Source organism: Pseudomonas sp. 18175 (genome assembly GCF_050432925.1).
Taxonomy (GTDB): Bacteria; Pseudomonadota; Gammaproteobacteria; order Pseudomonadales; family Pseudomonadaceae; genus Aquipseudomonas.
In genome coordinates this window covers 648,987-663,373 of record NZ_JBKFTO010000001.1, presented here as the reverse complement: position 1 = coordinate 663,373, position 14,387 = coordinate 648,987, and the positions used below count along the sequence as shown (strand labels likewise).

13 protein-coding genes are annotated in these 14,387 nt (G+C 61.5%); all 13 read right to left on the bottom strand.

All coding sequences use genetic code 11. The features are described 5' to 3' along the window. Positions 1-50: 50 nt before the first annotated feature. The 13 genes from trpC to ACLD1Y_RS02975 all read right to left on the bottom strand — a co-directional run bounded on the left by trpC (position 51) and on the right by ACLD1Y_RS02975 (position 14,355). Positions 51-887 (bottom strand): indole-3-glycerol phosphate synthase TrpC, encoded by an 837-nt coding sequence (trpC, locus tag ACLD1Y_RS03035; protein WP_429475308.1) that lies wholly within the window; start codon positions 885-887, stop codon positions 51-53. Continuing rightward, positions 884-1,933 carry an anthranilate phosphoribosyltransferase gene (trpD, locus tag ACLD1Y_RS03030; RefSeq protein WP_429475306.1) on the bottom strand — a complete coding sequence of 350 codons (1,050 nt, stop codon included), beginning with the start codon at positions 1,931-1,933 and terminating at the stop codon, positions 884-886. Before trpD ends, trpC begins: the two co-directional genes overlap by 4 nt. 9 nt (positions 1,934-1,942) lie before the next feature. Next, entirely contained in the window at positions 1,943-2,536 is a 594-nt protein-coding gene (locus ACLD1Y_RS03025; RefSeq protein WP_024077700.1) for an aminodeoxychorismate/anthranilate synthase component II, read from the bottom strand. Between the two features lie 10 nt (positions 2,537-2,546). Next, the gene (gene trpE / locus ACLD1Y_RS03020; protein WP_429475304.1) at positions 2,547-4,028 is read right to left on the bottom strand and encodes an anthranilate synthase component I; all 1,482 of its coding nucleotides are present in this window, start codon (positions 4,026-4,028) and stop codon (positions 2,547-2,549) included. Positions 4,029-4,095: 67 nt separating this feature from the next. Beyond that, positions 4,096-4,914 carry a phosphoglycolate phosphatase gene (locus ACLD1Y_RS03015; RefSeq protein ID WP_429475302.1) on the bottom strand — a complete coding sequence of 273 codons (819 nt, stop codon included), beginning with the start codon at positions 4,912-4,914 and terminating at the stop codon, positions 4,096-4,098. Beyond that, the gene (gene rpe, locus ACLD1Y_RS03010) at positions 4,911-5,585 is read right to left on the bottom strand and encodes a ribulose-phosphate 3-epimerase (protein ID WP_429475300.1); all 675 of its coding nucleotides are present in this window, start codon (positions 5,583-5,585) and stop codon (positions 4,911-4,913) included. Before rpe ends, ACLD1Y_RS03015 begins: the two co-directional genes overlap by 4 nt. 84 nt (positions 5,586-5,669) lie before the next feature. Next, complete coding sequence (locus ACLD1Y_RS03005; protein ID WP_429475298.1) at positions 5,670-6,818, bottom strand: iron-containing alcohol dehydrogenase; 1,149 nt, start codon at positions 6,816-6,818, stop codon at positions 5,670-5,672. 216 nt (positions 6,819-7,034) lie between these two features. After that, positions 7,035-7,859: an ABC transporter permease gene (locus tag ACLD1Y_RS03000; RefSeq protein ID WP_429475296.1), complete on the bottom strand. Its 825-nt coding sequence runs from the start codon at positions 7,857-7,859 to the stop codon at positions 7,035-7,037. Between the two features lie 13 nt (positions 7,860-7,872). Then, positions 7,873-9,105: an ABC transporter permease gene (locus tag ACLD1Y_RS02995; RefSeq protein ID WP_429475294.1), complete on the bottom strand. Its 1,233-nt coding sequence runs from the start codon at positions 9,103-9,105 to the stop codon at positions 7,873-7,875. A 195-nt stretch (positions 9,106-9,300) separates the two neighbouring features. Then, positions 9,301-10,341, bottom strand: coding sequence for an ABC transporter substrate-binding protein (locus ACLD1Y_RS02990; RefSeq protein ID WP_429475292.1), 1,041 nt, complete (start codon positions 10,339-10,341; stop codon positions 9,301-9,303). A gap of 44 nt (positions 10,342-10,385) precedes the next feature. After that, the gene (locus ACLD1Y_RS02985) at positions 10,386-11,498 is read right to left on the bottom strand and encodes an ABC transporter ATP-binding protein (RefSeq protein WP_135289077.1); all 1,113 of its coding nucleotides are present in this window, start codon (positions 11,496-11,498) and stop codon (positions 10,386-10,388) included. 214 nt (positions 11,499-11,712) lie between these two features. Further along, positions 11,713-12,342 carry a response regulator gene (locus tag ACLD1Y_RS02980; protein WP_017739608.1) on the bottom strand — a complete coding sequence of 210 codons (630 nt, stop codon included), beginning with the start codon at positions 12,340-12,342 and terminating at the stop codon, positions 11,713-11,715. 18 nt (positions 12,343-12,360) lie between these two features. Beyond that, positions 12,361-14,355: a transporter substrate-binding domain-containing protein gene (locus tag ACLD1Y_RS02975; protein ID WP_429475290.1), complete on the bottom strand. Its 1,995-nt coding sequence runs from the start codon at positions 14,353-14,355 to the stop codon at positions 12,361-12,363. Positions 14,356-14,387: the final 32 nt, after the last annotated feature.

Below are 14,387 nucleotides of genomic sequence, written 5' to 3'. Positions count from 1 at the left end.
CGCCGCATTCGCGAGCAAGCCCGCTCCCACAGTTTTGATCGCATTTCAAATCAGTCGAGGGTCGAACCGCTGACCGCCACGCCACGCTCCGGGAAGAACAGACGCTGCAATTCCGCCCCCGGGTTCTCCGCGCGCATAAACGTCTCGCCCACCAGGAACGAATACACCCCACTGATCTCCATCAGCTCCACATCGGCACGATTGACGATGCCACTCTCGGTAATCACCAAGCGGTCACGCGGAATGCGCGGCAGCAGGTCGAGAGTGTTTTCCAGGCTGACTTCAAAGGTGTGCAGGTTGCGGTTGTTAACCCCCACCAGCGGCGTGTCGAGGGTTTTCAGTGCGCGTTCCAGCTCATCGCCGTCGTGCACTTCCACCAACACATCCAGGCCAACGCTTTTGGCCACGGCCGCCAGCTCAGCCATCTTCACGTCATCCAGCGCGGAGACAATCAACAGTACGCAGTCGGCGCCCAGGGCACGGGCTTCGACGATCTGGTACGGGTCGACCATGAAGTCCTTGCGGATCACCGGCAACTTGCACGCCGCGCGGGCTTGTTGCAGGAACAGGTCGGAGCCCTGGAAGTAGTCGATATCGGTCAACACGGATAGGCAAGTGGCGCCGCCCTTCTCGTAGCTGACGGCAATGTCCGCCGGCACGAAGTTTTCGCGGATCACGCCCTTGCTCGGCGAGGCTTTCTTCACCTCGGCGATCACCGCCGGTTGCTTGAGCTTGGCCTGGGCAATCAAGGCATTGGCGAAGCCACGCGGTGCATCGGCGCTTTTGGCCAACGCTTCAAGCTCAGAGAAACTGACGCGTACACGGCGCTCAGCCACTTCTTCAGCCTTGCGGGCCAGGATCTTTTCCAGAACGGTCGGCACACTCATCCTTCATTCTCCATCTTGAATACGGCGGTGAATGCTCCCAGCTCTTCGAGTTTTTCGCGAGCCAGACCGGTGTGCAGCGCATCGTGGGCCAATTCCACACCTTCCTTCAGACTATAGGCGTGGTCGGCTGCGTAAAGTGCCGCGCCAGCATTCAGAACAATCATCTCAGCGGCTTTTTGACCGTTCTCGGTCTTGCGACGCCCCAGAGCATCGCGAATCAATTCCAGGGAAGCTGCCGGGCTTTCTACCGCCAGGCCGTGCAGGCTTTGGCTTTTCATGCCCAGGTCTTCGGGCTCGACCCAATATTCGGTGATCTGGTCATTTTTCAGCTCCGCCACAAAGGTCGGCGCTGCCAGGCTGAATTCGTCCAGGCCATCCTTGGAATGCACCACCAGCACATGCTTGCTGCCCAGGCGTTGCAACACTTCGGCCAACGGGCGGCACAGCGCCTGACTGAACACGCCCACCACCTGGTGTTTCACACCGGCCGGATTCGTAAGCGGGCCAAGCATGTTGAACAGGGTGCGCAGGCCCAGGTCTTTACGCGGGCCGGCGGCGTGCTTCATCGCACTGTGGTGGGTTTGGGCAAACATGAAGCCGATACCCACATTGTCGATACAACGGGCCACTTGGACCGGGGTCAGGTTCAGGTAGATGCCGGCCACTTCCAGCAGGTCGGCGCTGCCGCTCTTGCCGGACACTGCACGGTTACCGTGCTTGGCCACGGTGCAACCCGCCGCCGCCACTACAAAAGAGGAAGCCGTCGACACGTTGAAGATGTTTGCACCGTCACCGCCGGTGCCGACCACATCCACCACGCCGTCGAGGGTTTTGAGCTCAACTTTGTCCGCCAGCTCACGCATCACCGAGACGGCGCCGACGATCTCGTCGATGCTCTCGCTCTTCATGCGCATGGCCATCATGAACGCGCCGATCTGCGCGTCGGTGCATTGGCCGGTCATGATCTCGCGCATCACATCGCTCATCTCAGCGGTGGTCAGGTCCAGGTGGCCGACGATACGGCTCAGGGCAGTCTTGATATCCATGGAAAGTCCTTAGCGCGTGCCGCCGCTCTGCTTGAGAAAGTTGGCGAACAGCTCGTAGCCCTGCTCGGTCAGGATCGACTCAGGGTGAAATTGCACCCCTTCGATATTCAGTGTCTTGTGGCGCAGGCCCATGATCTCATCGACCGAGCCGTCTTCCAGCTGGGTCCAGGCGGTCAGCTCCAAACATTCCGGCAAGGTTTCACGCTTGACCACCAACGAGTGGTAGCGCGTCACCGTCACCGGGTTGTTCAGGGCCTGGAACACGCCCAGATCTTTGTGAAACACCGGGCTGGTCTTGCCGTGCATCACTTGGCGCGCACGCACCACGTCACCGCCAAAGGCCTGGCCGATGGACTGGTGGCCCAGGCACACACCCAGGATCGGCAGCTTGCCAGCAAAATACTTGATCGCTTCCAGGGAGATGCCCGCCTCGGTCGGCGTGCACGGGCCAGGGGAAACCACAATGCGCTCTGGATTCAGGGCAGCGATTTCGGCCACGGTCAGTTCGTCGTTGCGCACCACCTTGACCTCGGCACCCAGCTCGCCCAAGTACTGCACAACGTTGTAGGTAAAAGAATCGTAGTTATCAATCATCAGCAACATGGGGGAAACCTCAGGAATTGGGGGTCTGTTCAGCCAGCGCAACGGCGCGGAACATCGCGCGGCGCTTGTTCAGGGTTTCTTCCCATTCGAGGGCCGGCACCGAGTCGGCGACAATCCCGCCACCGGCCTGCACGTGCAGCTCCCCGTCCTTGATCACGGCGGTGCGGATCGCAATGGCCGTGTCCATGTTGCCGTTCCAGGCGAAATACCCCACGGCGCCGCCGTAGACACCACGCTTGACCGGTTCCAACTCGTCGATGATTTCCATCGCACGGATCTTCGGTGCACCCGACAAGGTGCCCGCTGGCAGGATCGCCCGCAGTGCGTCCATCGCGGTCAAGCCAGCCTTCAACTCGCCAGTGACGTTGGAGACGATGTGCATCACATTGGAATAACGCTCGATGACCATCTTCTCAGTGAGCTTCACCGAACCGATTTCCGAGACACGCCCGGTGTCGTTGCGGCCCAGGTCGATCAGCATCAGGTGCTCGGCGATTTCCTTGTCGTCGCTCAGCAGGTCTTCTTCCAACGCCAAGTCCGCTTCTTCGGTCGCACCCCGTGGGCGAGTGCCAGCAATCGGGCGCACGGTGATCAGGTTGTCTTCTACCCTCACCAGCACTTCCGGCGAGCTGCCCACCACGTGGAAGTCACCAAAGTTGAAGAAGTACATGTACGGCGTCGGGTTGAAGCAGCGCAGCGCACGGTACAGATCGATCGGCGCGGCCTTGAAGTCGATGGACATACGCTGCGACGGCACCACCTGCATGCAGTCACCGGCGAGGATGTATTCCTTGATGGTATCGACGGCGCGCTCGTAGTCATCCTGGGTAAAGCTTGAACGAAACACCGGATCGGCCGCCGGTGGACGGCTGAGGTCCAGGCCGCGACGTGGGGTGATCGGCTGGCGCAGTTTTTCCAGCAGCGCTTGCAGGCTGGCCTGGCCTTGCTCGAACGCGTCCGCCTGGGATGGGTCGGCCAGCACAATCGCGTGCATCTTGCCGGCCAGGTTGTCGAACACGACAACCGCATCGGAGACCATCAGCAGAATGTCCGGCACGCCCAGCGGGTCTGGGTTCGGGCACTTGCCCAAGCGTTTTTCCACATAACGCACGCAGTCGTAGCCGAAATACCCCACCAGGCCACCGTTAAAGCGCGGCAGGCCAGGGATGGTCGGCACGTTGTAGCGCGCCTTGAAGGTTTCGACGAAGGCCAGCGGGTCTTCTACGTCGTGGCTTTCGATCTCGACGCCATCATGGGTGATGCTCACATGGTGGTCGTGAACGCGCATGACGGTGCGGCACGGCAGGCCGATGATCGAATAACGGCCCCACTTCTCGCCGCCCTGCACGGATTCGAGCAGGTAGGAGTTGGGCTCGTCGGCCAGCTTGAGGTAGATCGACAGCGGCGTGTCGAAGTCGGCCAGGGTTTCGCAGGCCAGGGGAATACGGTTATAGCCGGCAGCGGCCAAACGCAGGAATTCTTCGCGGATCATGTGTGCCTCGTGGCGTGAGGGTCTAACGGTCAGGTATGCAAACGTGCCGCAGCGCGGCCAGGATCAGTCAGGCGCGCCAACGCCAGCGGGCCAGGGCCTTGATGACTTTCATCCAGAGTTTGCGAGTGACCACCACGATGGGATTTCCAGAAGGGGACGGATCGGTGTCGGGCAACGTTATCTCAGCGCCCGCTCCCAAGCAACCGGGGATTAGCAGTCGCAGGTCATCAATCACCAGCGACGGCGACTCCTCGGCGATAGGTCGCCCATGGTTATAGCCGTAGCTAAGGGCCACGCACTGCACGCCAGCGGCCTTTGCCGCCAGCACATCACTGCGCGAGTCGCCGACGAACAACGACTGCGACGCCGGGATATTGGCCATTTTCATCACAAAAAACAGCGCCGCCGGGTCAGGCTTCTTCTGCGGCAAAGTATCGCCACCGATGATCCAGCGGAAATACCGGCCAATTTTCATCTGGTCCAACAACGGCGCGACGAAGCGCTCCGGCTTGTTGGTGATAAGGGCCATTTCCACGCCCTGTTTGCTCAGCCATTTGAGGGTGTCACGTACGCCGGGGTAAACCACGGTCAGTTCGTGGCCGTCTTCATAGGCGGCGTTGAACAGCTCCAGGGCGTGCTCGGCCTCGACCTCATCAACCCCTTCGGCATCGATGTGATTGGCCAAGGCCCGGCGCACCAGCATGTGCACGCCGTTGCCGACCCACTCACGCACCGACTCGATCCCCGCAGGCGGGCGCCCCAGTTTGAGCAGCATCTGATCCACCGCCGCAGCAAGATCTGGCACCGAGTCGATCAAGGTGCCGTCCAGATCGAACATCACCAACCGTGGCAGTTTGCCGGGGAATAGCTGCTCAAAGCCGCTCATGGCCGTGCCAGCGCCAGCTCGGCACGCATCTTGGCGATGACTACCTGGTAGTCCGGCGCATTGAAGATCGCCGAGCCCGCCACAAAGGTGTCGGCGCCAGCCGCGGCGATTTCGCGGATGTTGTTGACGTTGACCCCACCGTCGATCTCCAGGCGGATATCACGGCCCGAGGCGTCGATCAGTGCGCGGGCTTCGCGCAGCTTGTCGAGGGTGCCGGGGATGAACTTCTGCCCGCCAAAGCCTGGGTTGACGCTCATCAGCAACACCATGTCGACCTTGTCCATCACGTACTTGAGCACGTCCAGCGGGGTCGCCGGGTTGAACACCAGGCCCGCCTTGCAGCCGCCTTCGCGGATCAGTTGCAAGGTGCGATCCACGTGCAGCGTGGCTTCCGGGTGGAAGGTGATGTAGGTCGCACCGGCGTCGATGAAATCACCGACGATGCGGTCCACCGGGCTGACCATCAGGTGCGCATCAATCGGCGCCGTGATGCCGTACTTGCGCAACGCAGCGCAGACCATCGGGCCGATGGTCAGGTTGGGCACGTAGTGGTTGTCCATGACATCGAAGTGCACGAAGTCGGCACCAGCGGCCAACACCTTGTCCACTTCTTCACCCAAGCGGGCGAAGTCTGCGGAGAGAATCGATGGAGCAATGACGAAGGGCTGCATGACGCACCTTTTTTGAGCTAAATCACGATGGCGCGCATTGTATACCGCATGCTTTGCCGCGCGCACCGTGACCTAGCTCAATGGCTAGTACGCCGCCCGGTAGATTTTCTCGATGTCGACTGCGCTGAGCTTGCGCGGGTTGTTGCGCATCAGGCGTTCGATGCCTGCCGCTTCCGTGGCCATCGCAGGGATTGCATCCTCGGGAACCCCGAAACTGCGCAGGCCCGCCGGGATCTCGACGGCGGCGCACAATCGCGTCATCGCCTCCACTGCCCGGTCGGCCGCATCAACGGCACTCAGCCCAGCCGTATTGACCCCCATGGCCTGGGCAATGTCCTGCATACGCTCGACACAGGCCAGTTTGTTCCAGTGCATCACATAGGGCAGCAGCAACGCATTACTCACTCCATGGGCGATATTGAAGCGCCCGCCCAGGGGGTACGCCAGCGCATGCACGGCGCCAACCCCGGCATTACCGAAGGCCATGCCGGCCATCAGGCTGGCGGTGGCCATATCGTCACGGGCCTGCAGGTTGGCCGGGTTGGCGTAGGCCTTGGGCAGCGCATGGGCAATCAGCTTGATCGCACCGATGGCCAGCGCATCGGTGATCGGCGAGGCATTCAGCGACAGGTAGGACTCAATGGCATGCACCAACGCATCCACGCCACTGGCGGCGGTCACACTGCGTGGGCAGGTGAGGGTCATTTGCGGGCTGATCAGCGCGACATCCGGCAACAGGTAGTCGCTGACGATGCCCTTTTTCAGCTGCGCGGCCTTGTCGGAGAGGATCGCCACGTTGGTCACTTCCGACCCCGTGCCGGCAGTGGTGGGGATGGCAATCAGCGGCGGGCCCTTGCGCGGCACTTGGTCGACGCCGAACAAGTCCGCCAGGGCGCCGTGGTAACCGGCGTAGGCCGCCACGCTCTTGGCGATATCAATAGCGCTGCCGCCGCCCACACCGATCAGGCCATCGTGCCCGCCGTCGCGGTACACGCGCATGCAGTCTTCGACGATGGCAATTTCCGGATCGGGCAGTACGCGGTCGAAGATTTCATAGGTACGCCCGCCCAGGTGTTCGAGCGCCAGCGCCACGGTGCCAGACTTGACCAGCGCGGCGTCGGTGACGATCAGCGGGTTGTCCACATCCAGGCGGGTGAGCTCAGCAGCCAGTTGTTCGATGGCGCCGGAACCGGTGAGGAGTTTGTGGGCGATCTTGAATGAGGAAGTACTCATGTGCGCGGCCTCTTATTAGTTGGGGGCTGGCACAAGAGTAGCTGGGGATTTTGGGTTGCCTAGCATTCAGGATCTGAATGGTATTTGTGAACTCACACAAAACCCATGTGGGAGCGGGCTTGCTCGCGAATACGGTGTGTCAGCCAGTACATTGGGTGACTGATACACCGCTTTCGCGAGCAAGCCCGCTCCCACACGTTGATCTTCACACGACCGTTAGACTTGGGCCGTTCGCAATTTCTCGCTACGGCCGCGCAACCATTCCAGGGTCAACAACAGCAGCACCGAGAACGCAATCAGCAAAGTGGCGGCGGCGGCGATGGTCGGGCTGAGGTTCTCCCGGATCCCGCTGAACATCTGACGCGGCAAGGTCGCTTGCTCGGGACCTGCAAGAAACAGCGTCACCACCACTTCATCAAACGACGTCGCAAAGGCAAACAACGCCCCGGAAATCACCCCCGGCGCAATCAGTGGCAAGGTCACCCGGCGGAATGCGGTCAGTGGCGAAGCCCCCAGACTTGCCGCCGCCCGCACCAGGTTATGGTTGAAGCCCTGCAACGTCGCCGACACGGTGATGATCACAAACGGCACACCCAGCACTGCGTGCACCACGATCAGCGAAAAGAAGCTGTTGCCCAGCCCCAACGGCGCGAAGAACAGGTAACTGGCGACGCCAATGATCACCACCGGCACCACCATCGGCGAGATCACCAACGCCATCACCAACGCCTTGCCGCGGAAATTGCCACGGGTCAGGCCAATGGCGGCCAGGGTGCCAAAGACCATGGCCAGCAGCGTGGCCGCCGGAGCGACGATGATGCTGTTCTTGAGTGCACGCATCCATTCGGCCGAGCCGAAGAAGTCCTGGTACCAGTGCAGGGAGAAACCTTGCAACGGGTACACCAGGAAGCTGCCACTGTTGAACGACAACGGGATGATCACCAGCACCGGCAAAATCAGGAACAACAGGATCAAGCCGCAGAGAATCCGCAAACTGTAGAACCACACCCGTTCGATGGGCGACATATAAGGGCTCAGCATCGCAATGGTCTCCTTAGCTCAGGCGCAGGCGGCTGGCGCCCACCAGTCGGTTGTAGATCAGGTACAGCACCACAGTGGCCAGCAGCAACAAGCCGCCCAACGCCGTGGCCATGCCCCAGTTGATGCTGGTGTTGGTGTAGAAGGCCACGAAGTAGCTGACCATCTGGTCGTTCGGGCTGCCCAGCAGTGCCGGGGTGATGTAGTAACCAATCGCCAGGATGAACACCAGCAGGCACCCGGCGCCGACACCGGCGTAGGTCTGCGGGAAGTACACGCGCCAGAAACTGGTGAACGGGTGGCAGCCCAGGGAAATCGCCGCACGCATGTAGGTGGGCGAGATGCCCTTCATCACGCTGTAGATCGGCAGAATCATGAACGGCAGCAGGATGTGCACCATGGAGATGTACACGCCGGTGCGGTTGAACACCAACTCCAGGGGCTTGTCGATCAGGCCCATGCTCATCAGTGCGCTGTTGATCAGGCCACCGGATTGCAGCAAAACGATCCACGCGGCTACGCGCACCAGGATCGAGGTCCAGAACGGCAGCAACACCAGGATCATCAGCAAGTTGCTCTTGCGTGCCGGCAAGTTGGCCAGCAGGTACGCCAGGGGATACGCCAACACCAGGCAGATGGCGGTAATCACCAGGCCCATCCAGAAGGTGCGGGCGAAGATATCCAGGTAGATCGCCTGGTCTGGCGTGGCCGGGGCCACTTCGCCGAGGTCGTCGATACGGTGATCGACGGCCGCCAGCAGGTAGAACGGCGTCAGGCTGCTGGTATTGCGCCGGATCGCCTGCCAGTACGCGGGGTCGCCCCAGCGTTCATCGAGGTTTTCCAACGCTTCTTTATAAGAGGCCGGGGCTTCGGTAAACGGCAGCGCCCGTGCGGTTTTGGTCAGCAGGCTGCGATAGCCGGCCAGCTCCATGTTCAGGCGCTTGGACAGGTCGCCCAAGGTCTGGTTTTTGCGGGCTTCGCCCAGGTCTTCACTGAGAGCCTGGTACACCGGCTCACCCGGCAGGCCACGGCCATCCCAGGCGGTCACCGCCACCACGGTACGCGGCAAGCCGCCTACCACTTCCGGGTTGCCGACGCTCTTGAACAACAGCGCAACAATAGGCACCAGGAACACCAGCAGCAAAAACAGCACCAGCGGCGCAATCAAGGCCTGGGCCTTCCAGCGGTTGACCCGCTCGGCACGCGCCAGGCGTTGCTTGAGGGTGGGGCCAGGAATGGCGATGTCCATGGCAAACTCCGAGAATGAAAATGAATGCAATCTGCCCAACACAGCAGATCTCATGTGGGAGCGGGCTCGTGTGGGAGCGGGCTTGCTCGCGAATGCAGTGTGTCAGTCGATGCATGTGTCAACTGGCACACCGCATTCGCGAGCAAGCCCGCTCCCACACAAACCCCGTTCACATGGGTTTAGTGGCGATGCTGATTACTTGGCAGCCCACGAGTTGAAGCGCTGCTCCAACTGCTCACCGTTATCCGCCCAGAAGCTCACGTCGATCTGCACCTGGTTGGCGATGTTTTCCGGGGTGGTCGGCATGTCCTTGAGGATGTCCTTGGCCAGCAACGGTACGGCTTGGGTATTGGCCGGGCCGTAGGCGATGTTTTCCGAGTAGGTCTTCTGCTGCTGCGGCTGTACCGAGAAAGCGATGAATTTCTTCGCCGCTTCTGCACGGTCTTTGGCCAGGCCTTTAGGGATGGCCCAGGCGTCGAAGTCGTAGATCCCGCCGTTCCACACCACTTTCAGGTTGCTTTCTTTCTGCACGGCGGCGATGCGGCCGTTGTACGCAGAGCTCATCACCACGTCACCGGAGGCGAGGTACTGCGGCGGTTGTGCGCCGGCCTCCCACCATTGGATCGAAGGTTTCAGCTCGTCGAGCTTCTTGAAGGCACGGTCCTGGCCATCTTTGCCGGCCAGCACTTTGTACACATCCTTCGGCGCCACGCCGTCGGCCATCAGGGCAAATTCCAGGGTGTACTTGGCGCCTTTACGCAGGCCGCGCTTGCCCGGGAATTTCTTGGTGTCCCAGAAATCCGCCCAGCTGGTTGGCGCGCTGGTCAGCTTGTCGGCGTTGTAGGCCAGCACCGTGGACCACACGAAGAAACCCACGCCGCACGGCTGGATTGCGCCTTTTACGTAGTCGGCGGTGTTGCCAAACAGTTTTGGGTCCAGGGGTTCGAACATGTCTTCGTCGCAGCCACGGGACAGCTCCGGCGATTCCACCTCTACCAGGTCCCAGGACACGCTCTTGGTGTCGACCATGGCTTTGACCTTGGCCATTTCACCGTTGTATTCGCCGGCGACGATCTTGCCGTTGCCCGCGCTTTCCCACGGTGCATAGAAGGCCTTGACCTGTGCCGCCTTATTCGCGCCGCCAAACGACACAACGGTCAGGTCCGGGCCGGCCATGGCGTGTGTGGCGCCCATCAAACCGATAGCCAGCGCCGAATACTTCAGGGATTTCAACATTGTTGTTCTCTCCACGTGCAGGGTTGGTGAAGCCATGGGGGCGATTAATTCGCCTCTAGAAGTGGGTCGAGTGCGCGAACGTGCTCGACTTGCCAGCCAATCGGTACCACGTCGCCAACCGCCAACGCTGGGTCCAGCTCGGCAATCGGTTGTTTCACAAAAAAATCGGTCTTGCCGCAGACTTCCAGGCGCACGCGCACGTGGTCACCCAGGTAGATAAATTCCGCCACGCGCCCCGAGAAGCGGTTGACGCAGCTTTCGCTGGAACCGTTGAGGCTGACGCGTTCCGGGCGCACCGACAGGGTCACCGGGCCGCCGACCTGGCCGACGTTCACCGCCAGCGCCTCGACTTTCTCGCCCCGCGCCAACTCCACCACGCAGCGGTCGCCGGTGTGGCTGTGCAAGCGGCCGTTGAGACGGTTGTTCTCGCCGATGAAGTTGGCGACAAACGTGTTCTTAGGCTCTTCATACAGCGTGCGCGGTGCGGCGATCTGCTGGATCTCGCCCTGATGGAACACCGCCACGCGGTCAGACATGGTCAGCGCTTCACCCTGGTCGTGGGTCACGTACACCACGGTCACGCCGAGGCGCTGGTGCAGGTGCTTGATTTCCATCTGCATGTGTTCACGCAGTTGCTTGTCGAGGGCGCCGAGGGGTTCATCCATCAATACCAGTTGGGGTTCGAACACCAATGCGCGGGCCAGGGCCACACGCTGTTGCTGGCCGCCGGAGAGTTGCGCCGGGTAGCGCTGGGCGAAGGCGTCGAGCTGGACCATGTTCAGCACGCGCTTGACCCGCTCGCTGATGTCGGTCTTGCTCAAACCGCGCACCGACAGCGGGAACGCCAGGTTCTCGGCGACGGTCATGTGCGGGAACAACGCGTAGTTCTGGAACACCATGCCGATGTCGCGCTTGTGCGGCGGCACGTTGTTAATGGAGCGCCCGGCCAGCTGGATTTCGCCAGCGGTCGGCGTTTCAAAGCCGGCGAGCATCATCAGGCTGGTGGTCTTGCCCGAACCGGAAGGCCCGAGCAGGGTGAGGAACTCGCCCTTGCGAATCTCCAGGTTGAGGTCTTTGACGATCAGGTTCTCGCCGTCGTAGCTCTTTTGCACGCCACGAAAGCTGACCAGGACATCATTTGAATCCACCTCGCTCATACCCGCACCTTTGTATTTTGGACTGCTGTGGCACAAGCGTAGTCCAGCCGCGAGCCCCCGGAAATCGGGGGCTGGGAGAGAATTGCATCAGCCGGATGGAAGGTTTGGGGTAGGGATCGCCCTACACGGATGGCGGGGATGGAACAGTGCCACGGCGCCATGCGCCAGGAATCGGTTCAGCACGGTTCAAAGGGGGTCGTAAACAGGTATGTCGTTACAACAGCTTGTGCTCCATGGCGTACTTCACCAATTCCGCCAGGGAGGTGATATTGAGCTTTTGCATCAAGCGCGCCTTGTGGGTGCTGATGGTCTTGCTGCTCAGCGCCAGTTGCTGGGCGATGTCGTTGACGTTGGCGCCCTGGGCCAGGCGTTCGAACACCGAGAACTCACGCTCAGAGAGCAACGAGTGTAACGGCCGCGTATCGGTGAGGCCCACTTCGAAGACCATGCGGTCCGCCAGGTCCGGGTCGATATAGCGCCCACCGGCCGCGACCTTACGAATGGCCGTCAGCAGCAACGCCGGGTCGCTGTCCTTGGTGGCGTAGCCAGCGGCGCCCACCTTCAAGGCACGGGCGGCCATTTGCGCTTCGTCGTGCATCGACAGCACCAAAATCGCTGGCGGGTTGCTCAGTGCACGAATCCGCGCGATGGCTTCCAGGCCATTAACGCCGGGCATGGAGATATCCAGTAACACCACTTCGCAGGGCACATGGCGCAAAGTCTCCAGCAATTGCTCGCCATTACTCGCCTCCCCCACTACCAGCAAGTCTTTGGCCAAGCCGATCAATTGCTTGATGCCTTCACGAACGATGGTGTGGTCTTCAGCTACCAGTACGCGGATCACAGGGACTTCCTCTTGGTGTTATGCATCCAACGGCACCGTGACGCTCAGGGTGGTGCCCTCCCCCAACTCGCTGGAAAGGCTCAACTGTCCGCCCATGATCAGCACCCGCTCGCGCATGCCCACCAGACCGAACGATACCGCGCGCCCTTGGGCCTGGACGAAACCGACGCCGTCATCGCTGATGGTCAGGCGCAAGTCCGCGCCTTCAACCACCAACGTCAGCTCGACAGTATGCGCCTGGGCATGGCGCATCACATTGGTCAGCGCTTCCTGCAGGATGCGGAACAGGCCGATGGCCTTGGCGTCGCTCAGGGCTGGCAGATTATCTGGGACTTGAACCAGGCAGGGAATCTGTGTGCGCGCTTCGAAGCGCCGCGCCTGCCATTCGATGGCCGAGGCGATGCCCGCATCGAGAATCGGCGGGCGCAGCGCGGTGGCCACGTCGCGCACCAGTTGGAACAGTTGGGCGATCAGGCGCTTCATGCTGTTCAAGCGCTCATGCAGGCCGGGGTCCAGTTGTGCGTAGGCCAATTCGCACATGGAGGTTTCCAGCTTGAGCACGGTGAGCATCTGCCCCAGTTCGTCATGCACTTCACGGGCGATGCGGGCCTTTTCTTCTTCGCGCACGGTTTCCAGGTGGGCGGACAACTCGCGCAACTGCGCTTCGCTTTGCAGCAACGCGGCCAACGTACGACGAAGTTCGGTCACATCGTTGAGGTAGACCACCAGGTATTCGGCGTCGGCAAACCGCAGAAAACTCAGGGACACATTGGTCGGCAGGACACTGCCGTCGGCACGCCGGCAATCGGTGGCGAAGTTCTGCGGGCCGTCTTCACTGGCACGGGCGCGCTTCCACAGGTTGAGCCAGCGGTCTATGTGAAGGGTGGGGTCGAGGTCGGCCAGCGGGCGTTCGATCAGCTCATCCGGGCCATAACCGAGCATGGTTTCGGCGGCGCGGTTGGCGTAGCGCACATGGCTGTCCCAATTGACCCACAAGATGCCCACGGTGCTCTGGTCGATGGAAAATTGCGTCAACCGCAACGCTTCGGCACCGGCGGCGCGGGCGGCGCTTTCTTCGCGGGCGGCGAGCAGGCCATGCTCCAACGCCTGTTGCTGGCGGCGCTGCCAGAACACCACCGCCAGGCTGGCAAGCAGCAGCAGCCCCAACAACAGGCTGATGTTCTGCCACAGCCCCGGGGACTCGGTAAGGCGTGGGTATTTGGCTTGCAGCCAGCGGTTATGCAGTTGGTCCAGATCGCGAGCGGGGATGGCACGCAGGGCACTTTCCATGATGCCGGCCAGTTCCGGCCAATCCCGGCGCGTGGCCACCCGCAGCAATTGCGGCAGGCCGATATCGCCGACTACCGCCAGCCCAGCGAATTCTGCCTCGCCAGACAACCGGCTCAGTTGCGCTTCATCCACCACCGCGTAGCGCGCCTGCTGGCTGACCAGCAATTGCAGGGCCTGGCGCTCCATGGGCACGCCTTGCAGATTAAGGTTCGGGTACGTGCTGCGCAGGTAGTCGGCCACGGCGCTGGGCATGCGTACGGCAACGCGGGATTGTTCATCGAGCTTTTCCAGCTCTACCGCGCCGCCGCCGTCGCGGATGCCGACGATATGCTGGGGCACACGCATATAAGGGTCAGTGAACAACCACAGACGCAGGCCGGACGGGGTTTGTTGCAGGCCGGGGGCCATGTCGATCTCACCCTCGCGCAGGGCGGCTTCCAACTGCTCCTGGCTGGGGAAGTTGCGCCAGGTCAGCTCGACATTCAGCGCCTTGGCCAGCCACTGCATCAACTCCACATTGGCCCCGGACAACCGCTGCAAGCGTCGATCGTATTGGGCGAAGGGTGCCTGCAAGACCAGGCCCACCCGCAACTCTGGGTGTTGGGCCAACCATTCGCGTTGCTGTGCGTTGAGTTGCGCCGGCGCTGCGGCGGGCGCAGTGGAGGCATTCGCCATCAAGGCAAAGCATAAACAGCCGATAACCAGCAGACAGCGAAAACCCATGATCCACGTCTCACATCACTGACAAATACTGA

Bases quoted from the DNA above. Each gene is read 5' to 3' on its own strand.
- ACLD1Y_RS02985 (WP_135289077.1), bottom strand. From the start codon at position 11,498: ATGAGCGAGGTGGATTCAAATGATGTCCTGGTCAGCTTTCGTGGCGTG.
- ACLD1Y_RS03015 (WP_429475302.1), bottom strand. From the start codon at position 4,914: ATGAGCGGCTTTGAGCAGCTATTCCCCGGCAAACTGCCACGGTTGGTG.
- ACLD1Y_RS03000 (WP_429475296.1), bottom strand. From the start codon at position 7,859: ATGCTGAGCCCTTATATGTCGCCCATCGAACGGGTGTGGTTCTACAGT.
- rpe (WP_429475300.1), bottom strand. From the start codon at position 5,585: ATGCAGCCCTTCGTCATTGCTCCATCGATTCTCTCCGCAGACTTCGCC.
- ACLD1Y_RS02995 (WP_429475294.1), bottom strand. From the start codon at position 9,105: ATGGACATCGCCATTCCTGGCCCCACCCTCAAGCAACGCCTGGCGCGT.
- ACLD1Y_RS03005 (WP_429475298.1), bottom strand. From the start codon at position 6,818: ATGAGTACTTCCTCATTCAAGATCGCCCACAAACTCCTCACCGGTTCC.
- ACLD1Y_RS02975 (WP_429475290.1), bottom strand. From the start codon at position 14,355: ATGGGTTTTCGCTGTCTGCTGGTTATCGGCTGTTTATGCTTTGCCTTG.
- ACLD1Y_RS02990 (WP_429475292.1), bottom strand. From the start codon at position 10,341: ATGTTGAAATCCCTGAAGTATTCGGCGCTGGCTATCGGTTTGATGGGC.
- ACLD1Y_RS03025 (WP_024077700.1), bottom strand. From the start codon at position 2,536: ATGTTGCTGATGATTGATAACTACGATTCTTTTACCTACAACGTTGTG.
- trpD (WP_429475306.1), bottom strand. From the start codon at position 1,933: ATGGATATCAAGACTGCCCTGAGCCGTATCGTCGGCCACCTGGACCTG.
- trpE (WP_429475304.1), bottom strand. From the start codon at position 4,028: ATGATCCGCGAAGAATTCCTGCGTTTGGCCGCTGCCGGCTATAACCGT.
- trpC (WP_429475308.1), bottom strand. From the start codon at position 887: ATGAGTGTGCCGACCGTTCTGGAAAAGATCCTGGCCCGCAAGGCTGAA.